Annotated in this window: 18 protein-coding genes and 3 tRNA genes; 17 read left to right on the forward strand and 4 right to left on the reverse strand. The window is 65.8% G+C overall.

Features of this window, described 5'->3' with window-relative positions; all coding sequences use genetic code 11:
- Window positions 1-42 precede the first annotated feature (42 nt).
- From G369_RS0132585 to G369_RS0132620, 8 genes are all read left to right on the forward strand, one after another.
- Window positions 43-918, forward strand: coding sequence for an SPOR domain-containing protein (locus tag G369_RS0132585; RefSeq protein WP_019658270.1), 876 nt, complete (start codon window positions 43-45; stop codon window positions 916-918).
- 21 nt (window positions 919-939) lie between these two features.
- Window positions 940-1425, forward strand: coding sequence for a CvpA family protein (locus G369_RS0132590; RefSeq protein ID WP_019658271.1), 486 nt, complete (start codon window positions 940-942; stop codon window positions 1423-1425).
- A 12-nt stretch (window positions 1426-1437) separates the two neighbouring features.
- Window positions 1438-2940, forward strand: coding sequence for an amidophosphoribosyltransferase (purF, locus tag G369_RS0132595; RefSeq protein WP_019658272.1), 1503 nt, complete (start codon window positions 1438-1440; stop codon window positions 2938-2940).
- Between the two features lie 11 nt (window positions 2941-2951).
- Window positions 2952-4178: an O-succinylhomoserine sulfhydrylase gene (locus G369_RS0132600; RefSeq protein ID WP_020723427.1), complete on the forward strand. Its 1227-nt coding sequence runs from the start codon at window positions 2952-2954 to the stop codon at window positions 4176-4178.
- 4 nt (window positions 4179-4182) lie between these two features.
- Window positions 4183-5571: a glutamate--tRNA ligase gene (gltX, locus tag G369_RS0132605; protein ID WP_019658274.1), complete on the forward strand. Its 1389-nt coding sequence runs from the start codon at window positions 4183-4185 to the stop codon at window positions 5569-5571.
- A 35-nt stretch (window positions 5572-5606) separates the two neighbouring features.
- Window positions 5607-5682, forward strand: a tRNA-Ala gene (locus G369_RS0132610).
- 48 nt (window positions 5683-5730) lie between these two features.
- Window positions 5731-5806: transfer RNA gene (locus G369_RS0132615), tRNA-Glu, on the forward strand.
- A gap of 69 nt (window positions 5807-5875) precedes the next feature.
- Window positions 5876-5952: transfer RNA gene (locus G369_RS0132620), tRNA-Asp, on the forward strand.
- Between the two features lie 115 nt (window positions 5953-6067).
- On the opposite strand, the gene G369_RS38885 is transcribed toward G369_RS0132620, so the two are convergent.
- Entirely contained in the window at window positions 6068-6355 is a 288-nt protein-coding gene (locus tag G369_RS38885; RefSeq protein ID WP_157773848.1) for a hypothetical protein, read from the reverse strand.
- 254 nt (window positions 6356-6609) lie between these two features.
- Here G369_RS38885 and G369_RS0132625 point away from each other — a divergent pair, with 254 nt between their 5' ends.
- Window positions 6610-6987: an HU family DNA-binding protein gene (locus tag G369_RS0132625; protein WP_019658275.1), complete on the forward strand. Its 378-nt coding sequence runs from the start codon at window positions 6610-6612 to the stop codon at window positions 6985-6987.
- Window positions 6988-7116: 129 nt separating this feature from the next.
- Here G369_RS0132625 and G369_RS0132630 read toward each other — a convergent pair whose 3' ends face one another.
- Window positions 7117-7326 (reverse strand): hypothetical protein, encoded by a 210-nt coding sequence (locus tag G369_RS0132630; RefSeq protein ID WP_019658276.1) that lies wholly within the window; start codon window positions 7324-7326, stop codon window positions 7117-7119.
- Window positions 7327-7497: 171 nt separating this feature from the next.
- Here G369_RS0132630 and G369_RS0132635 point away from each other — a divergent pair, with 171 nt between their 5' ends.
- Both G369_RS0132635 and G369_RS0132640 read left to right on the forward strand, forming a co-directional pair.
- Window positions 7498-7968: a hypothetical protein gene (locus G369_RS0132635; RefSeq protein ID WP_019658277.1), complete on the forward strand. Its 471-nt coding sequence runs from the start codon at window positions 7498-7500 to the stop codon at window positions 7966-7968.
- Between the two features lie 102 nt (window positions 7969-8070).
- Complete coding sequence (locus tag G369_RS0132640; protein WP_019658278.1) at window positions 8071-9909, forward strand: bifunctional metallophosphatase/5'-nucleotidase; 1839 nt, start codon at window positions 8071-8073, stop codon at window positions 9907-9909.
- 46 nt (window positions 9910-9955) lie between these two features.
- Here the strand turns inward: G369_RS0132640 and G369_RS0132645 are convergent, their stop codons facing one another.
- A complete protein-coding gene (locus tag G369_RS0132645; protein WP_019658279.1) occupies window positions 9956-10627 on the reverse strand; it encodes a DUF418 domain-containing protein in 672 nt (223 codons plus the stop codon).
- A 283-nt stretch (window positions 10628-10910) separates the two neighbouring features.
- On the opposite strand from G369_RS0132645, the gene G369_RS0132650 reads away from it, so the two are divergent.
- Window positions 10911-11486, forward strand: a complete 576-nt coding sequence (locus G369_RS0132650; RefSeq protein WP_019658280.1) for a BPSL1445 family SYLF domain-containing lipoprotein — start codon at window positions 10911-10913, stop codon at window positions 11484-11486.
- A gap of 43 nt (window positions 11487-11529) precedes the next feature.
- Here G369_RS0132650 and G369_RS0132655 read toward each other — a convergent pair whose 3' ends face one another.
- The gene (locus G369_RS0132655) at window positions 11530-12381 is read right to left on the reverse strand and encodes a hypothetical protein (protein ID WP_019658281.1); all 852 of its coding nucleotides are present in this window, start codon (window positions 12379-12381) and stop codon (window positions 11530-11532) included.
- Between the two features lie 282 nt (window positions 12382-12663).
- Here G369_RS0132655 and G369_RS0132660 point away from each other — a divergent pair, with 282 nt between their 5' ends.
- The 5 genes from G369_RS0132660 to G369_RS0132680 form a co-directional block, all read left to right on the forward strand.
- Complete coding sequence (locus G369_RS0132660; RefSeq protein ID WP_019658282.1) at window positions 12664-13185, forward strand: sigma-70 family RNA polymerase sigma factor; 522 nt, start codon at window positions 12664-12666, stop codon at window positions 13183-13185.
- A gap of 52 nt (window positions 13186-13237) precedes the next feature.
- On the forward strand, window positions 13238-13504 hold the full coding sequence (locus tag G369_RS0132665) for a DUF4880 domain-containing protein (RefSeq protein WP_019658283.1): 267 nt from the start codon (window positions 13238-13240) through the stop codon (window positions 13502-13504).
- 155 nt (window positions 13505-13659) lie between these two features.
- The gene (locus tag G369_RS0132670) at window positions 13660-13911 is read left to right on the forward strand and encodes an MbtH family protein (protein ID WP_019658284.1); all 252 of its coding nucleotides are present in this window, start codon (window positions 13660-13662) and stop codon (window positions 13909-13911) included.
- A complete protein-coding gene (locus G369_RS0132675; RefSeq protein WP_019658285.1) occupies window positions 13911-14657 on the forward strand; it encodes a thioesterase II family protein in 747 nt (248 codons plus the stop codon). The genes G369_RS0132670 and G369_RS0132675 overlap by 1 nt, the downstream gene beginning before the upstream one ends.
- Window positions 14658-14830: 173 nt before the next feature.
- The coding region (locus G369_RS0132680) for an AMP-binding protein (RefSeq protein ID WP_019658286.1) at window positions 14831-19188 on the forward strand (4358 nt) is incomplete at its 3' end.

Genomic DNA, 19188 nt, shown 5'->3' on the forward strand with positions numbered 1-19188 from the left:
TTCTGGCATCACCTCGCTGCACTCCTCCAGGGATCGAACTTCATGGCGTTTTTCAAGTTCCGCACGCGCGGCCCGCAAGGCAACGAAGGACGCAGCGCCCCGGCCGCAGTCCCCGCGGAAAGTGTCGAAACCATGCGTCGCCGTGCGCGCCACCGGCTGCTCGGCGCGGCGGTGCTGGTGCTGCTCGGCGTGATCGGCTTCCCGCTGCTGTTCGATACCCAGCCGCGGCCCGTGTCGGTCGACATCCCCATCGAGATTCCCGACCGCAACAAGGTCAAGCCGCTGCCCGTTCCCGCGACGCCCGCGCCTGCCACGAGCAGCAGCACCACGCCCGCGGCGCCTGACAACGGCACTTCGCGCGTGGCATCCGCCTCGTCTTCCAGCGGCATGATCACCGAAGCCGCCGACGGCACCGAGATCGACCCCGGCAAGCCGGTCGCCAGCGCAACGCCGGCTCCGGCGCCCGAGCGCAAGCCGGACCCGAAGCCCGAGCCGAAACCGGAGCCGAAGCCCGAACCCAAGCCCGAGCACAAGCCGGAACCGAAACCGGAAGCCAAGCCGAAGCCTGAACCCAAGCCCGAAGCCAAGCCGAAGCCCGCCGCCGTCGACGATGGCGCCCGCGCCCGCGCGCTGCTGGAGGGCAAGCCCGTCACCGCGGCGGCCGCCAAGCCCGCCGCCGCCGACGAGGCCGGCCGCTTCGTGGTGCAGGTCGGCGCATTCGCCGATGCGGACAAGGCGCGCGAAGTGCGCCAGAAGCTCGAAAGGGCCGGCCTCAAGACCTACGTGCATGTGGCCAAGACGGCCGACGGCGAGCGCACGCGTGTGCGTGTCGGTCCCTTCAGCTCGCGTGCCGAGGCCGACCGTGCGGCCGAGAAGGTCAAGGGCTTGTCTTTGTCGGCCGCGATCCTCACGTTGTAAGAGTCGTCGCCAGCCGTTGCCGTGGCCTTGCTCGACTGGATCGCCGTCGCGCTCATCGGGGTGTCGATGCTTTTCGGCCTTGTGCGCGGGCTGGTGTTCGAAGTGATTTCGCTGATCGGATGGGTGGCCGCCTTCATTGCAGCCCAGTGGCTGGCGTCGGGCGTGGCGGCATGGCTGCCGTTCGGCGACCCGCAGGGGGCGTGGCGCTACCCGCTGGCCTTCGTGCTGGTGTTCGTGGCGGTGGTGTTCGGCGTGGGGCTGGTGGCAGCGCTCACGCGCAAGTTGATCACGGTCGTGGGTTTGCGGCCGGTGGACCGGATTCTGGGCGCGGCGTTCGGCGCGGCGCGGGGCGTAGTCGCCCTGCTCGTGTTCGCCGTCGTTGTCCATTTGCTGGTGTTGAGCGACAGTGCCTGGTGGCACGAATCGCGCAGCGCCATTGTTCTCGATGCGGCATTGCAGGGCCTCAAGCCCTCCCTGCCTGAAAAGTTGGCCAGCTACCTGCCCTAAGGGGAATCGTTCATGTGTGGAATCGTCGGCGTTGTCAGCAACGCACCCGTCAATCAGCTGCTCTATGACGCGCTGCTGCTCCTGCAGCACCGCGGCCAGGATGCCGCAGGCATCGTCACGCTGCAGGAACGCAAGTTCTTCATGCACAAGGCCAAGGGCATGGTCCGCGACGTGTTCCGCACGCGCAACATGCGCGCGCTGCCCGGCAGCGTGGGCCTGGGCCAGGTGCGCTACCCGACCGCCGGCAATGCCTACAGCGAGGAAGAGGCGCAGCCCTTCTACGTGAACGCGCCCTTCGGCATCGTGCTGGTGCACAACGGCAACCTGACCAACGCCCACGCGCTGCGCTCGGAGCTGTTCTCCACCGACCACCGTCACACCAACACCGAGAGCGACTCCGAGGTGCTGCTCAACGTGCTGGCGCACGAACTCGAGCGCGCCTCGCGCGGCGTGCCGCTGCATCCGGCCGAGGTGTTCGCTGCCGTGAAGAGCATGCACAAGCGCCTGCGCGGCTCGTATGCCGTGGTGTCGCTGATCGCCGGCCACGGCCTGCTGGCCTTCCGCGATCCGTACGGCATCCGCCCGCTGTGCATGGGCCGCAGCGCTGACGGTACCGTGATGGTGGCGAGCGAATCGGTCGCGCTGGAAGGCTCGGGCCATACCTTCGAGCGCAACATCAACCCGGGCGAGGCTGTGTTCATCGACCTCGAGGGCAATGTGCATTCGATGCAGTGCGCCGAGTCGCCGACGCTCAACCCCTGCATCTTCGAATTCGTCTACCTGGCCCGTCCGGACTCCGTGCTCGACGGAATCTCGGTCTACCAGGCACGCCTGAACCTGGGCGAGACGCTGGCCAAGCGCGTGGTGTCCACCGTGCCGCCGAACCAGATCGACGTGATCATCCCGATCCCCGAGTCGAGCCGCCCTAGCGCCACGCAGCTGGCTCATCTGCTGGGCGTGCCGTACCGCGAGGGCTTCGTGAAGAACCGCTACGTCGGCCGCACCTTCATCATGCCGGGGCAGGGCGTGCGCAAGAAGTCGGTGCGCCAGAAGCTCAACGTGATCGCCAGCGAGTTCAAGGGCCGCAACGTGCTGCTCGTCGACGACTCCATCGTGCGCGGCACCACCAGCCGTGAAATCGTGCAGATGGCACGCGACGCCGGCGCTCGCAAGGTCTACCTGGCCAGCGCCGCGCCGCCGGTGCGCTATCCCAACGTCTACGGCATCGACATGCCGACCAAGGACGAGCTGGTGGCGCACGACCGCACGGTCGAAGAAGTGCGCGAACTCATCGGCTGCGACGCGCTGATCTACCAGGACGTCGACGCCATGAAGCGTGCCATCGGCTCGCTCAACACAAAGCTCGACGGCTTCGATGCCTCGTGCTTCGACGGCGTGTACGTGACCGGCGACATCGACACCGAGGCCATCACACGGATGAACGGCAACCGCCCGCGCATCGAAGAGACCGAAGAGGATTCTTCGCGCCTCGCGCTTCCCAATCACAGCGAGTGAGGGCAGCCGAAGTGACCGACGACGATAGAACACTGCCGCCCGGGCTGCATCCCGATACGCTCGCTCTGCGCACCGGCCTCGCACCGAGCCAGTACGGCGAGCATTCCGATGCGCTCTTCCTGACCAGCGGCTTCGTACAGCCCGACGCCGAGACCTCGATGCGCCGCTTTGCGGGCACCGAGCCGGGCTACACCTACTCGCGCACCTCGAACCCGACGGTGACCAGCTTCGAGCAGCGCATCGCCGCGCTCGAAGGCACCGAGGCGGCCATCGGCGCATCCACCGGCATGGGCGCGATCCTCATGATGTGCATGGGCCTGCTGAAGGCCGGTGACCATGTCGTGTGCTCGCGCTCCGTGTTCGGCTCCACGCTGAACCTGTTCGGCAAGGAGTTCGCCAAGTTCGGCGTCGAAACCACTTTCGTCTCGCAGACCGACGTTGCCGAATGGCGCGCGGCTGTGAAGCCCAACACCAAGCTGTTGTTCGCCGAGACGCCGACCAATCCGCTCACCGAAGTCTGCGACATCCGTGCGCTGGCCGACGTGGCGCATGCCGCGGGCGCGCTGCTCGCGGTCGACAACTGCTTCTGCACGCCGATCCTGCAGCGTCCGGCGGCGCTGGGGGCCGACCTCGTCATCCATTCGGGCACCAAGCATCTCGACGGCCAGGGCCGCGTGATGGCGGGCGCGATCTGCGGTCCTTCCAAACTCATCGTCGACGTGTTTGGCCCCATCGTGCGCACCGCCGGCATGGCGCTGGCGCCGTTCAATGCGTGGGTCGTGCTCAAGGGCATCGAGACGCTGGGCATCCGCATGAAGGCGCATTGCGCCAATGCAATGGAGATCGCGCAGTGGCTCGAGAAGCAGCCGGGCATCTCGCGTGTGTACTACCCCGGGCTCGCATCGCATGCGCAGCATGAGCTGGCCATGCAGCAGCAGTCGGGGCAGGGCGGCGCGGTGGTGTCGTTCGACGTGGTCGGCGACTCGCCCGAGACGGCGCGTGCCAATGCCTTCCATGTGATGGACAGCACGCGCGTGGTGAGCCGTGCCACCAACCTGGGCGACGTGAAGACCATCATCACGCACCCCGGCACCACCTCGCACGGCCGGCTGACCGAAGCGCAGCGCCAGGCCGCTGGCATCGGCCAGGGGCTGATCCGCCTCGCGGTCGGCCTCGAGCACGTCGAAGACATCAAGGCCGACATCGCGCGCGGCCTGAGCACACTGAATCCACGATAACGAAATGACCGGCAAAGTACGCACCCGCATCGCACCATCCCCCACGGGTTTTCTTCACCTGGGCACGGCTCGCACGGCCCTCTACTCGTGGGCTTATGCGCGCCACTACGGCGGCGAGTTCGTGCTGCGCATCGAGGACACCGACGTGGCCCGCTCCACGCAGGATTCCACCGACCAGATCCTTGCGTCGATGCACTGGCTGGGCCTCGAATACGACGAGGGTCCGATCTATCAGATGCAGCGCCTTGAGCGCTACCGTGAGGTGATCGCGCAGATGCTTGCGGCAGGCACTGCCTACTACTGCTACTGCACGCCCGCGGAGCTCGAGGAGATGCGCGAGGCGCAGCGCGCACGTGGCGAGAAGACGCTGTACGACCGCCGCTGGCGACCCGAGCCGGGCAAGGTGCTGCCGCCCGTGCCCGAAGGCGTGCCGCCCGTGGTGCGCTTCTGCAACCCGCCCGAAGGCGACGTGACTTGGAACGACCTCGTGAAGGGCGAGATCACCATCAACAACCGCGAGATCGACGACCTCATCATCCTGCGGCCCGACGGTGTGCCGACCTACAACTTCGCGGTGGTGGTCGACGACTGGGACATGAACATCACGCACGTGTTCCGCGGCGATGAGCACATCAACAACACGCCGTGGCAGATCAACATCTTCCGCGCGCTGGGCGCGCCGCTGCCCGAGTTCGGCCACGTGCCGGTGATCCTCGGCGACGACGGACAGAAGCTCTCGAAGCGCCGTGGGGCGGTGAGCGTCACTGCCTACGAGGACAACGGCTACCTGCCCGAGGCGATGCTCAACTACCTCGCGCGCCTCGGCTGGAGCCACGGTGACGACGAGCTCTTCACGCGCGAGCAGATGGTGAGCTGGTTCGACGGTTCGCACCTGTCGAAGAGCCCGGCGCAGTGGGATGCGGCCAAGCTCGCATGGGTCAACGCGCAGTACATCAAGGCGAAGACCGGCGACGAACTCGCACCGCTCGTTGCGGAGCAGCTGAAGAAGCGTGGCATCGTTGCGGACGAGCGCCTGCCGGCGATCTGTGCGCTCTTCAAGGATCGCTGCGACACCACGGTCGCGCTGGCCGACTGGGCCGCGGCGTTCTATGCGGACATCACCGTGAGCGACGCCGACCGCGCACAGCACATCACCGATGCAGTGAAGCCCGCGATCGCAACACTCGCAGAAAAAATGATGACGGTCGCATGGGATAAGGCCTCGATCGCAGTTATGATCAAGGAAGTCCTCGCGACACACGCATTGAAAATGCCAGTGTTAGCGATGCCAGTACGAGTGCTTGTGATGGGAACACCGCAAACACCGTCCTTGGATTCAGTCCTCGAAATTTTTTCTCGCGAAAAAGTTATCGAACGATTGAAAAAGGCCTGAAATTCAGGCTATAATCTGAGGCTCGACACCCACACGGGGGTATAGCTCAGCTGGGAGAGCGCTTGCATGGCATGCAAGAGGTCAGCGGTTCGATCCCGCTTACCTCCACCAGAGTGTCGAGATGGTTTGAGATGCTGATCGCAGCACGTCCAAGGTTTTGACCCTATCGTCTAGAGGCCTAGGACACCACCCTTTCACGGTGGCTACCGGGGTTCGAATCCCCGTAGGGTCGCCAGTTTCACTGCGGTGAAGCCGGCACGAGTCGTCAACACTCGGTTCCGCAAGGAGCGAACGTTGTCTACCAGGAGTGGTAGTTCAGTTGGTTAGAATACCGGCCTGTCACGCCGGGGGTCGCGGGTTCGAGTCCCGTCCACTCCGCCAGTCAGAAGCCCCTGCAGTCGAAAGCTGCAGGGGCTTTTCACTTTCTGGCTTTCTCTTCCTTTCTCTCTTCATTCAACTGAATCGCGTGTGTTCTGCTGCATCACCGCGAGACATGTCACGGTTCGGTTCCGTGACGTCGAGGGAGTAATCCGCAGGGAGGATCAGCCTGTCGAGCAGAGCTATGAGCCGGCTTCAGTGCGATCCGAAGATGCACACCTTCGCATCGGCCAACGACGCTGATGCCGTTGGAGAGCGGCGTGGCACATACGTGCTCGATGCATAGCTTCGTAGCAACCATAGCCTTGCCGCCGATGATCTTGCGCAAGAGCGGCAATAGGTTCTGCAGATGCGACGCCATCAAATTTCCTCGACGAAGCTGGGTGCGATACCAGGTTTTGCTCATCGTGACGAGTTCGCTTCTCATCGGAGATGGAGGGACATTCGACATGCATCGCACATGCAGATCCCCCCGCGACGCGTGCCCGCACGCAGGAACAACCCCCTCACGGGTGCCGAATGAGGCGAATCAACGACAGCTGGAAGCGACCGCGTTACATCTGGCCTCTCGCAGTCGAATAAACTCCCGCCCGCTTGCAGCGTGATTCGTGCTGCGCCGCCATAGGCAACATGGCGAAATCAAACTTATTAGGAACTCAGTTGAACCGCATCGAACTCGTCGAAAAAATCGCCGTCGCCCACAACCTCAGCAAGGCAGAAGCCGCGCGCGTCCTCGAGACCATCACCAGCTCGATCGTCGCTGCCGTGAAGAAGGACGACCCCGTCCAGATCGTCGGCTTCGGCACTTTCAAGCAAGTGGCGCGCGCCGCACGCTCGGGCTTCAACCCTAGCGCCGGCACCAAGATCAAGATCGCCGCACAGAAGGTGCCGAAGTTCGTGCCGGGCGCTGCCTTCAAGGCCGCCGTGGACCCCAAGGCTGCCAAGCGCAAGGCCGACAGCAAGGCTGCGACCGCCAAGCCCGCAGCAAAGAAGGCTGCCGCACCCGCCAAGAAGGCTGCGGCTGCCAAGAAGAAGTAAGAGCAGTGATGCTGGCATCCAGGCCGCGAGCCCGGGATGCTTCATGAAGAACGGCCCCTCGGGGCCGTTTTTCTTTGGTGGTTGGCGTGAGCACCACCTCGACTATTCGGTGGGCTCTAGATCATCCAGTCAGTCCGGCTGGATCACGCCTTCGCTCAGGTAGCGCTGGTATTCGGCGATCGGTATCGCGGTGGTCTGCATGCTGCCGGCATCGCCCCAACTCAGAACGGCGCTGTCGGGTGCCAGCTGGATCTCGATAGGACCCTGGGGAATGAGGATCAGGGGGCCGTCGCCGGCCCGGTATTCGACATTTCCTGTGACTTTCGCATTGGCTGCCATGTTCGTTCCTCGGAGTGGTGGGGAATGCGGGGGACGGAACCCAAGCGTATAGGAATCCGATCTCGCGCGGTTGCGCCGTCCCTCGCTTATCCGTGTAGGCCGAATGGCTGTCTGTCGCGGCCGCCGCCGTCACACCTTGGTCACGCGTGGTGTGGCACGCTCCCGTCCCGAATGACGAAGCGCATCTGGATCACCTGGTTGTCTGTGGCTTGCCTCGCCATTCTGGCTATCGGCACCGCTTGGCGCCTTGCAGACGGCGGCGAAGAGCACGGCCAGGTGGCCTGCTCAACCCCGTCGCTCGAGATCCGCTGGCATGGCGGCGGCATCGTGTTGCAGGGGGCGGTGCGTGATGCGGCCACTCAGCAGGCGCTCGCCGCGAGCGCAGCCGCGCGCCTGGGCGGCGAGAGCGAACAGGTGATCGACTGGCTCGATATCACGCCGGCCGCGCTGCCTGTCGCCGACGCCGGGGCTCTCGCCCGGCTCGTACTCCTCGGACAGGAAGGCTGGCACCTGCGGCGCTGGCCGACGGAAGGGCGGCTCGCCGTGCAGTCGCCCGCCGACGAGCGCAGCCTGCAGGCGAAGGCACTCCTGCAAGCCGCATTCGGCCCTGGCGTCGCGATTCGCGTCGTCGAATTGCCCTGACTCGGCTGTCCATCTCCTCGCGGCGCGGCGGGGCCTTCACGGCCTCGTCATGTGCGGTGGCCAGCATCCGCTGCGTTCCCAAACAAGGAGAGAGAGGTTCCCATGCATGCATCGTTGAAGCACTTCGCCCTTGCCGGCGCGGTGGTCGCCACCCTGACCGCGTGCGGCGGCAGCGACAACTCGAACAATTTCGTTCCCTTCGTGCCGCCCCCCACGGCGAGCAGTCCGCCCGCACCGGCGCCGGCTCCGGCACCCGCCGTTCCGGGTGCCATCGACGTCAAGCTCATCGCCTTCAACGACCTGCACGGCAACCTCGAGCCGCCGAAGCTGTCGATCAACGCGCCTGCCAAGGCTGGCGGCACGGTCGCGGTGCCTGCCGGCGGCGCGGCCTACATGGCCTCCGCCATCGCCTCGCTGAAGGCGAAGAATCCGAACAACGCCGTGGTGTCGGCCGGCGACATGATCGGCGCCTCGCCGCTGGTCTCTGCGCTCTTCCTGGACGAATCGACCATCGAGGCCGTCAACGCGATGAAGATCGACTTCAACGCGGTCGGCAACCACGAGTTCGACAAGGGCCAGACCGAGCTGCTGCGCATGAAGAACGGCGGCTGCGCGAAGAACACCGCGCTCGAGCCCTGCCGCGTGAACAAGAGCTTCCCGGGGGCCAATTTCGGCTTCCTCGCGGCCAACACGGTGAAGAGCGACGGTAACACGCTGTTTCCCGCCACCGGCATGAAGAGTTTCACGAAGGACGGCGCCACGGTGAAGGTGGCCTTCATCGGCATGACGCTGAAGGGCACGCCGAACATCGTGACGCCCGCCGGCGTCGCCGGCCTGAGCTTCAAGGACGAGGCCGACACCGCCAATGCGCTGATCCCGCAGCTGAAGTCGCAGGGTGCCGACGCCATCGTCGTCGTCATCCACGAAGGCGGCACGACCACCGTGGGCTACAACGACAAGAGCTGCGCCGGCCTGAGCGGCGACATCCTGCCGATCCTGAACAAGCTCGATCCGGCCGTCGACGTGGTGATCTCGGGTCATACGCACCGCTCCTATATCTGCGACTACGCCAAGACCAACCCCGCCAGGCCCTTCCTGCTGACCAGCGCCGGCCAGTACGGCACGCTGCTGACCGACATCAACCTCACCATCGACACCAAGACCCGGAAGGTGACGGCCAAGAGCGCCGACAACGTGATCGTGCAGGGCGAGGCCTATACCAGCGGCTCGACGACCGTCGCGCTGACCGACCAGTACCCCGTCTTCGGCAAGAACCAGGAAGTGGCTGCGCTCATCAGCCAGTACCTCTCCATCGCCGGACCGCTGGTGCAGCGCGTGGTGGGTTCGCTCACCGCCACTGCCACGCGCACGCAGACCACGTCGAAGGAAAGCGTGCTGGGCAATCTGATCGCCGATGCGCAGCTTGCCGCCACCAAGCCCGCCGGCAAGGGCGAAGCGCAGATCGCCTTCATGAATCCGGGCGGCGTGCGCGCCGATCTGGCGCCTGCGGGCGACGGCAGCGTGACCTACGGCCAGATCTTCGCCGTGCAGCCTTTCGGCAACAGCCTGGTGGTGAAGACCATGACGGGTGCGCAGATCAAGGCGGTGCTGGAGCAGCAGTTCAACAGCGGCGCCAACACCGTGAGCTCGCCCCGGGTGCTACTGCCCTCCAAGGGCTTCAGCTACACCTACAACCTGTCTCAGCCCGCCGGATCGCGCATCAGCAACATGTCGCTCAACGGCACCGCGATGACAGACGGCGCCACCTACCGCGTGACCATGAACAGCTTCCTGGCCACCGGCGGCGACAACTTCACCGTCTTCAACCAGGGCACCGATGCGCTCGGCGGTGACCAGGACGTGGACGCCCTGGAGGCCTATATCAAGGCGAACAGCCCGCTGACCCCGCCGGCGACGGATCGCATCACGGTCGCGCCTTGAGGGGCGGGCGGTAGCTGACGGTAGCTGAGCAAGAGGCCGGCAGTGATCAGCCGGCCCGCCCTTCGGCTGCCAGCCCTTGCCACGCCGTCCCCACATGCCTCCTCGGGCTTCGTGCGAGCCATCTGCAGCTGAGCATCGCCTGCAGCAACGGCAGCGCAGCGAAGGGAAGGGCGACCCCCAGCAGGAACCCGAAGCGCGGCTCCAGTGCATGGAACAGCAGCACGGCGGCCAGTATCTGCACGAGCGAGTTCACCAGCGCCATTCGGCCCATGGGGGCGAGCTTGACCAGCATGTGTCGCCACTGCGATCGCTGGAACAGCAGGACGAAAGCTGCCAGGCAGCAGATGACCACAGACGCTGCCAGCGGCATGAGCTGCTTCAGCAGCGTCATGGCGGCGGCTCCGACAAGCGCTGCGTTGAACAGGCGAATCCACAGGTGCCGGTACGCGACGGACTCCATCAGCATGCGTCGAGCCAGCAGGCGGAAGGATGCCGGTCTTCTTTCGGTCCGATCCTTGCGCGTCGCGAGACTCATGCCGAAGAGCAATGAAAGCAGCGCCGCCAATGACGCGACGACTTCGAGCGCCGAGCTGCCGAGCAGGCTGAATGCCGGCGCAATGAGCAGCGCGAAGCCGCGCAGCGCGTCCGTCAGTTCAGTTCTGCGGATGCTGCCGCCGTGCGATCGGCGCGGCAGTCTTGCTGCGGGTTCGAATGTCATGGGAGTGCGCGATGTGGATTCGTGTGCCAGATCGCGGATGGCCGTGTATGGCCGTCCGCACCAGAGCCGCGATGCTACGAACCAGCATTGCACGAACATTGCGCCGCCTGGACGTCCCTCAGGCGTACCCGTTTCGCCTAGGCCGTGATCTCGCGTAGGCCAACGCCTTCAACTCGATTTGCGCGGTTTTGGCGGTCTTAGCATGGACGAATCTGCCCTCGGGCAGAGACTCATCGCCGATTCAAGTTCTATCCAAAGGAAGGGTTCCGTCATGAAAAAAACCATGAATCTCCGCACGCTGGCGTTCTCGTCCGTGATGGTGGCATGCAGCCTGGCATTCGTCGGGTGCACCACCACGCGGCCTCAGGATCAGGCCAGCAGCGCGTCTTCGCGCGCTTCCATTGACGCGCAGGTCGATGCTTCGCTGTCCAAGCTGTACGACTCGGTGAAAGGCTCGCGTGAGCTGGTCTCCAAGTCCAGCGGCGTGCTGGTGTTCCCCGCCGTGGTGGGCGCCAGCATGGGCGTGGGCGCCGAGTACGGCCGGGGCGCGCTGCGCGTGAACGGGCGCACGCAGTCCTACTACAGCACCACCGCCGGATCGGTGGGATTCCAGGCGGGCGCACAGTCCAAGGCCGTGATCTACCTGTTCAACACCCAGGCCGCACTCGACAAGTTCCGCAACAGCAAGGGCTGGACGGCCGGCGCCGATGCCACCGTGGCCCTCGCGACCATCGGTGCGAACGGCAGCATCGACACCAACACACTGCGCCAGCCCGTGGTGGGCTTCGTCATGACCAACGTGGGCCTGGAGGCCGGCGTGTCGCTGTCGGGCGCGAAGATCTCCGAGATCCAGCCGTAGCAGTAACGGCGGCTTTTCTTCATCCGGCCAGCCGGCTGCGGGCTCAGTGACCTAACTGGGCCTGCAGTTCGGCCACCTGCCTGCGCAGCGATTCGTTCTCGGCCGTGAGTTCGGCCACGCGCTGCTGCAGCGCCTGCACAGCATCGAGTTCCGCGTCGCCCTCTGAAGCTGCTGCTTCTGCGGATTCAGTACGCGGCTTCTTCTTCGATTCCCGTACCCGCTTCGCCGCCTGCTTGAGTTCGTCCTTGCCGGCGTTCGCGGCCGACACCTGCTCCTCGGCAGGCAGGGTGGCCACCGCCGCCGCGGTGTTGATCGAGATCACGCCCGACTTCACCGCAGCCACCAGTTCCGGCGCAGCCTGCTTCTGGATCTTCTCGATCATCCCGACCTGGCTGCTGCTCAGGCGGGCGGCCCGGGCGATGGCCTCGCGGCTGTTGAGAGGGGCGGGCGGCGGCATCTGGATCGTGCCAGCGGCTGCTTCAGTCGTTCCGTCGGCAGGCGTATCGACATCGAAAGGGGGATCGTCCGAGGCCTCCGCAGCGGACTCCGACACCGTCGCAAGGCGACCGCGCTGGCGGTCGACGATGTCCTTCTTTCTCAGCGCAAGCACGCCACGCAGGAAGTCGGAAATGCTGCGCCGGCCCAGGTGCTGGTCGATCATCCAGAGATGCACGTCCTCGATGGACTTGAAGCGCGTGTTCTGCACCGTATTGAACGGAAGCCCGTGCTTCTGGCAGATGCCGTAGCGGTTGTGGCCGTCCACCAGCATGTCGCCCCACAGCACCAGCGCATCGCGGCAGCCCTCGGTGAGGATGCTGCGTTCCAGCGCCTCGTACTCCTCCGGTGTCATGGGGTCGATGTAGGCTTTGAGTTCTTCGTTGACGACGATGTTCATGAGGGGGCTGGAAACGGAGCGGGGCAAAGGGGCGCGATTTTAGAGGCGCCCGCCGTCGCCTTCGACGCTCCGTAGAGGTGTCTCTGTTTGGTGCGTCCAAACGTCTATAAGAGCAAGGACACATTTGCAAATTTGCGCTGTGATCCTTTCATAAATATTAATGATTCTTATTTAAGTTTTCGAGACGGGTGCCCCCGATGGGCGGACTGCAGCCACGCCAAGGCGCCCGGCGTGAGCCGTTTCGAGATTCGATGCCTGGCCCAATCTGGAGTTGTTCAAAAAATGCTGTCACTCTCGTCCGAGTCTTCTCTAGGGGATGTTTTTGTCGCCAACCGGGCCCAACTGCTCCACGTGGCGCGCAGGATCGTTCGTACCGCGGACCTTGCCGACGACGTCGTGCAGGACGCCTATCTCCGGATCGCCGACGGCGCCTGTGACCGCAAGGTCGACAAGCCCATGGGCTACTGCTGTCAGGTGGTGCGCAATCTGGCGCTCGACCACTGCCGCCGCCAGTCGCTCGAAGCTACCTACCGCACCTTCGATGTGGACGTGGAGACGCTGGACGTCCCGGGCCCGCCGTCGCCCGACTGCGTGATGCGGGACAGGCAGGCGGTCGGCCTGATCGAGCAGGCGCTGTCGGCCTTGTCCCCGAGGACGCGCGTGGCCTTCCAGCTTTATCGGCTCGAAGGGCTCACGCAGCGCGACATCGCGGTGCAGATGGGTTGCGCGCTCGGGCTCGTGAACCGACTGATTGCCGAGGCGGACGAAGCCATCGGCGCGATGCGCCACCTGATCAAGGATTGAGTTGCGCGAGCGAGCTCCGGTGCCGGTTGGTGTAAGGTAAAGCCGTACACGCATGGCACAAGAGCAAGACGACCTCATCTGGCGCACCGCATGGAACTGGGTGCGGCGCGAGCATGATCGCGAGAATTTCGGCGAGGGCTCGCGTGTCGAACTGGTGGCATGGCTGCTCGCCGACCCCGCCCACCGCAAGGCCTACGACAAGGCCGCCCGGCTCTGGCTGCTCGCAGGCCTCGTGCCGCCCACCATCGACGTCGATGCGTGGAAGAAGAGCCAGGGCCCAGCCATCTCCGAAGACCCGGAAACCGGCCGCGACGCCTGATCGCCGTCGGCCGGCCTCTCGGCCGCCATCCCCCCGTAGTCCCGGGGTGAACAGATTCGGTCCCGAATCGTCATGTTGATCAGAAGCGCAGCAATCGACCGCCTGCCGGCCCGCTTGCCCGCGAGCTTCCTCCATCAACCGCACAAGGACCACCCATGTCTACCAGCTGCTTCGATCGCGAAGACGAAACCTTCATCGTTCTGGTCAACGAGGAAGACCAATATTCCATCTGGCCCCACTGGAAGGCCGTGCCCAGCGGCTGGAAGGCTGTCGATGGCGTGAAGGGCGACAAGAAGGCGGCGCTCGAGTTCGTCGAGAAGAACTGGACTGACATGCGTCCGAGGTCGCTGCGCGACTGGATGGCCGCGCAGGATCGCGCGCCTTCCGCGGAAGCCGCCGCAAGCTGATGGCCGGGTCGGCGAGGGTTTCGCTGCTGTGCCTGCCCTGTGCGGGAGCCAGCGCAACGATGTATCTGCGCTGGCGGCCGCTGCTGCCGCGCTGGATCGAGGTCGTGCCTGTCGAATTGCCGGGTCGGGGCATGCGCATGGGCGAACGCTTCGTCGAGACCTACGACGCATTGGTCGAGCGGATCTGCACGGAGCAGGCAGTCGCGATGCAGGGCGGCTTCGCGATCTTCGGGCACAGCATGGGCGCCTTGCTGGCGTACGGTGTCGTGCAGCGACTGCGCTCGCTCGGTCGGCCGCTGCCGGTGGCGCTTTTCGCGTCGGGCAGCTCGGCGCCGTCGCAGCGCGATCCGGATCGTCTTCCTGACACGCATGACGACGATGCGCTGATCGCCGATCTGCGCAGGCAGGGCGGCACGCCCGAAGAGGTCTTCGCCAGCGCCGAGCTGATGCGCATCACCCTCGACACGCTGGGTGCGGACTACCGCGTCTGCCGGAGCTTCGAATACGTGTCGGCGGACACGCCTCTGCCCATGCCCCTGCATGTCTTGGCCGGCCGGCAGGACGACATCGACGCCGTGCGCGTCGAGGCCTGGTCGGCGCATGCGGGTGGTGCGTTCTCGCTCGACTGGTTCGATGGCGGCCACTTCTTCATCCGCCAGCACGAGGCTGCAGTCCTGGCTGCACTGGTGCGCCGCCTGGGGCTGTCCGTGGCGGGAGGGCTGCATGCATCTCATGCGGTTGCGTGACGCATTGCCAGCAGGCATCGAGGCCCTTCGCCCGGATGCCGCCGCGTGGTGCGCCAGCACGCCGGCATGAGTGAACGCTGCCGGGCCGGCGCCGGCAGCGCCCTTTCTAATTTTCTGGAGTGAGCGAGATGGCACGCACGGCGGCAACGACGCTGAATCTGGGGCATCACCCGATGTCCGCGAATTTCGTGGAACACCTGCGGGCATTGGCGCAAGGCCGGCCGGACGATGTCTGGCTCACGGTGGCGGGCGAAGCGGATGGCGCCTACTTCGAGAAGCCGATCACCTACGCTGTCTTCGAGGCGCGCGTTCGTGCGCTCGCGGCCTGCTTGCAGCGGCAGTTCGCCAAGGGCGAGCGTGCCCTGGTCATGCTGGACAACGACGACCACTATGCGGTGAGCATGCTGGCGTGCTTCTATGCAGGCGTGATCGCGGTGCCGGTGTTTCCGCCCGAATCGATGCGGCCGCAGCACCTCGCCCGGCTGACGGGCATAGCGGAGGATTCGCAGGCGCGCTGCGTGCTCACCTCGGCGGCGATGCGCGCCGAGATGACCGGCGCGCCCGACGCCTTCGCACAGGCCGAGATGGTCGCTGTCGATGAGGTGGATCTCGCCCTTGCCGATGCTTGGATGCCGTTCTCGCCCGCGGCGGACGATGCCGCGTTCCTGCAATACACCTCGGGCTCGACCTCTGCCCCCAAGGGCGTGATCGTGACCCACGGCAACCTCATCGCCAACGAGCGCGCCATCCGCGACGGAATGGGCATCGGCCCGGACGACAAGTTCGTGTCTTGGGCGCCGCTCTATCACGACATGGGCTTGATCGGCGGCCTCATGCAGCCGCTCTACAGCGGCATTCCGCTGGTGCTGACCTCGCCGCGCTACTTTCTCGAAAGCCCGGTTCGCTGGCTCGAGCTGATCTCGCGCCATCGCGCCACCCTGAGCGGTGGCCCCGACTTCGCCTACCGCCTCTGTCTCGACCGCGTGAGAGGTTCGCGCCTGGCGGGGCTGGATCTCTCGACATGGCGTGTCGCCTACACGGGCGCCGAGCCCGTGCGTGCCGACACCGAAACCGAATTCATCGAGCGATTCGCGCCTGCTGGTTTCGACCCCGATGCCGTGTATGCCTGCTACGGACTCGCGGAGGCGACGCTGTTCGTCACCGGCGGCCGGCGCGGTGCCGGACTGGTCGCGCGCACTTTCTCTGCCGATGCACTGGCCAGAGGTGAGGGCGCGGAGAGCGCCCAAGGCACCATGCTGGTCGGCTGCGGTGCCGCGCCGGACCGACATGAGGTGCGCATCACCGATCCCGATTCGCTCGCTGCGCTCGAAGCGGGCCGCGTCGGTGAAATCTGGGCCGGCGGCCCGAGCGTCTGCGCCGGCTACTGGGGCAAGGAGTGCGAGACCCGCGAGACCTTCGCCATGTACGAGGGGCGACGCTGGCTGCGCACGGGCGACCTCGGCTTCATGCACGACGGGCAGCTCTACGTCACGGGTCGCATCAAGGACCTGATCATCGTGCGCGGGCACAACATCTACCCGCAGGACATCGAGCGCACGGTCGAGGCCGAGATCGATGCAGTGCGCAAGGGGCGCGTCGCCGCCTTCGCGGTGTCGGGGCCCGATGGCGAAGGCATCGGGGTGGCTGCGGAAGTTTCGCGCAGCATGCAGAAGCTCGTGCCGCCGAACGTGCTGGTCGATGCGTTGGGTGCCGCCGTCAGCGAGGTGTTCGGCGAGGCGCCTGCCGCCGTGGTGTTGCTCAATCCGGGCGCGCTGCCCAAGACGTCGAGCGGCAAGCTGCAACGCCAGGCGTGCCGTGCGGGGCTTGCGGCGCGCAACCTCGATGCTTATGCGATCCACGAACGCGGTGTCTTCACGCACGGCGGGAATGGGCTCTCCACCCAGCCGGAGGCGCCGGTGCTCGATGAAGTGGCGCTGGCGGTCTCGGCCATCTGGAAGGACGTGCTCAGGTGGCCCGAGGATCGTGAGCTCGCGCACGACGCGCATTTCTTCACCTCGGGCGGCAATTCGCTCGCAGCGGTTCAAGCCTGCGCGCATATTGCCCGGCAGTGGGGCATCGGGTTCGAGTTGCGCGACCTCTTCGAGCATCCCCGGCTGGCCGCCTGCGCGGCCGTCGTGCGAAATCGCAAGGACAGTCCGGTGCACGGCACCGCAGGCGTCGAGCCGTTGTCCGCCGAGCGCCGGCTGCAGCCCTTGCCACTGTCGCACGCACAGGAGCGCCAGTGGTTCCTGTGGAAGCTCGCGCCGCAGAGCACGGCCTACCACATGAGCGGCGCCCTTCGCCTGTCGGGCGTACTGGATGCCGCCGCCATGCACGCGGCATTCGAGGACATCGCCGCGCGCCATGAGTCGCTGCGCACGGTGTTCCTGGCAGGAGCAGACGGAACGGCCGAACAGCTGATCAGCCCGTCGTGGGCGCCGCTCCTGAACCTGATCGACCTGCGCCACCTCGCAACCGCTGCCGAGCGCGAAGCGCGCGCGGCAGATGAGGTGCAGCGCCTGCATGCCACGCCATTCGATCTGACGCAGGGGCCTTTGCTGCGCGTTGCGTTGATCCGCCTGTCCGACACTTCGCACCTGCTGGTGGTGGTGATGCATCACATCATTTCCGACAGCGCTTCGATGCAGGTGCTGCTCGATGAACTGGCTGCCGGCTACGCCGAAAGACTGAATGGCGGTGCGCCTTCGCGCCGCGCTGAGGCGCGCATCCAGTATGTCGATCATGCGGCGTGGCAGCGCGACTGGCTGGCCGAAGGCGAGGCCGGGCGGCAGCTGGACTGGTGGCGCTCGCAACTCGGCGAAGAGCATCCGGTGCTGGCTCTGCCGACAGACCATCCGCGCACGGCCCGCATCGGCTATCGCGCGGCACGCCATGGCGTCGAAGTGCCTGGAGATTTGCTGGCTGGCTTGCGCCGCTCGGCAGCAGCCGAGGGGGCCACGCTGTTCATGGTGCTTCTGGCCGGTTTCCAGGCGCTGCTGCATCGCTACAGTGGGCAGGAGGACATTCGCGTCGGTGCGCCGGTGGCGAATCGGCACGGGGTCGAGGCGGCGAACATCATCGGTTTCTTCGTCAACACACTCGTGCTGCGCAACCGTATCGGCGCCCGCATGCGCCTGTCGGATGTCGTGGCGCAGGCGAAAGAGGCGGTGCTGGGCGCACAGATGCACCAGGACCTGCCGTTCGAGCAACTGGTCGAGGCGCTGCAGCCGCAGCGAAGCCTGAGCCAGAGCCCGCTGTTCCAGGTGATGTTCAATCATCTGATCGAAGACTACCGGGCGCTGGCACAGCTGCCGGGGCTCGAGGTGGCGCACCACGCGCTGCCGGATCGAGAGGCGCAATTCGAGCTCGTGCTGGAAGCCCGCGAGACGCCCGATCACCGGTTGACGCTGAGCCTGGTCTACGCCTCGGAGCTGTTCGACCGAGAGACAGTGGAGCGGATGGCGGGGCACTACCTGTCGGTGCTGCGGGCGTTGGTAGAGCGGCCGCAGCAGGCGGTGGCGGATGTGGTGCTGGTGAGCGAAGCCGAGCGCGCGCAGCTTGCGGCGTGGAGCGAGAACGATCGGCGCCACGAGGGCGAGCAACCGGTGCACCGCCAGATCGAGTCTCATGCAAGGCTCAAGCCGCAGGCGCCTGCACTGGTCTTCGGCGACGAAGCGCTGTGCTACGGCGAACTCAATGCCCGCGCGAACCAGTTGGCGCATCGACTGATTTCTCTTGGCGTGGGTCCCGATGTGCTGGTCGGCCTGTGCGTGGAGCGCTCCGTCGAGATGATGGTGGGCATTCTGGCTGTGCTCAAGGCGGGCGGCGCCTACGTGCCTCTGGACCCCGAGTACCCGGCGGACCGGCTGTCCTACATGGTGCAGGACAGCGGCATCGAACTGCTGCTGACCCAGAGCCACCTGCGCAGCCTGATCCCGAGCGCCGACTCCCTTCAAGTGCTGGCGCTCGACACGCTCGATACCGCGTCCGAGCCCGACGGCAACCCGCAGGTCGCGCTGCACGGCGAGCACCTGGCCTACGTCATCTACACGTCCGGCTCCACCGGCCGCCCCAAGGGAGCGGCCATCCGGCATGCGGCGCTGTTCAGCTGCATGGCCTGGATGCAGGAGTTCTACACCCTCGCCGGAGCAGACACGGTGCTGCACAAGGCCCCCTTCGGCTTCGACGTGTCGGTGTGGGAGATGTTCTGGCCGCTGACCTCGGGAGCGAGGCTGGTGATCGCCAACCCGGGAGACCACAGGGACCCGGTGCGGCTGGTCGAGTTGATCCGCAAGCACCAGATCACGACGCTGAACTTCGTGCCCTCGATGCTGCAGGCGTTCCTGGCGTACGAGGGGATAGAGAAGACCACGAATCTCAAGCACATCATCTGCGGGGGAGAGGCCATGCCTGCGGCCACGCAGAGAGAGGCGCTGCAGAGGCTGAGCGGGGCGACGCTGCAGAACCTGTACGGGCCGACGGAGACGACGATCCATGTGACGCAGTGGACGTGCCGGGACGATGGAAGCAG

Source organism: Variovorax atrisoli 110B (genome assembly GCF_000382045.1).
Lineage (GTDB): Bacteria > Pseudomonadota > Gammaproteobacteria > Burkholderiales > Burkholderiaceae_C > Variovorax > Variovorax atrisoli.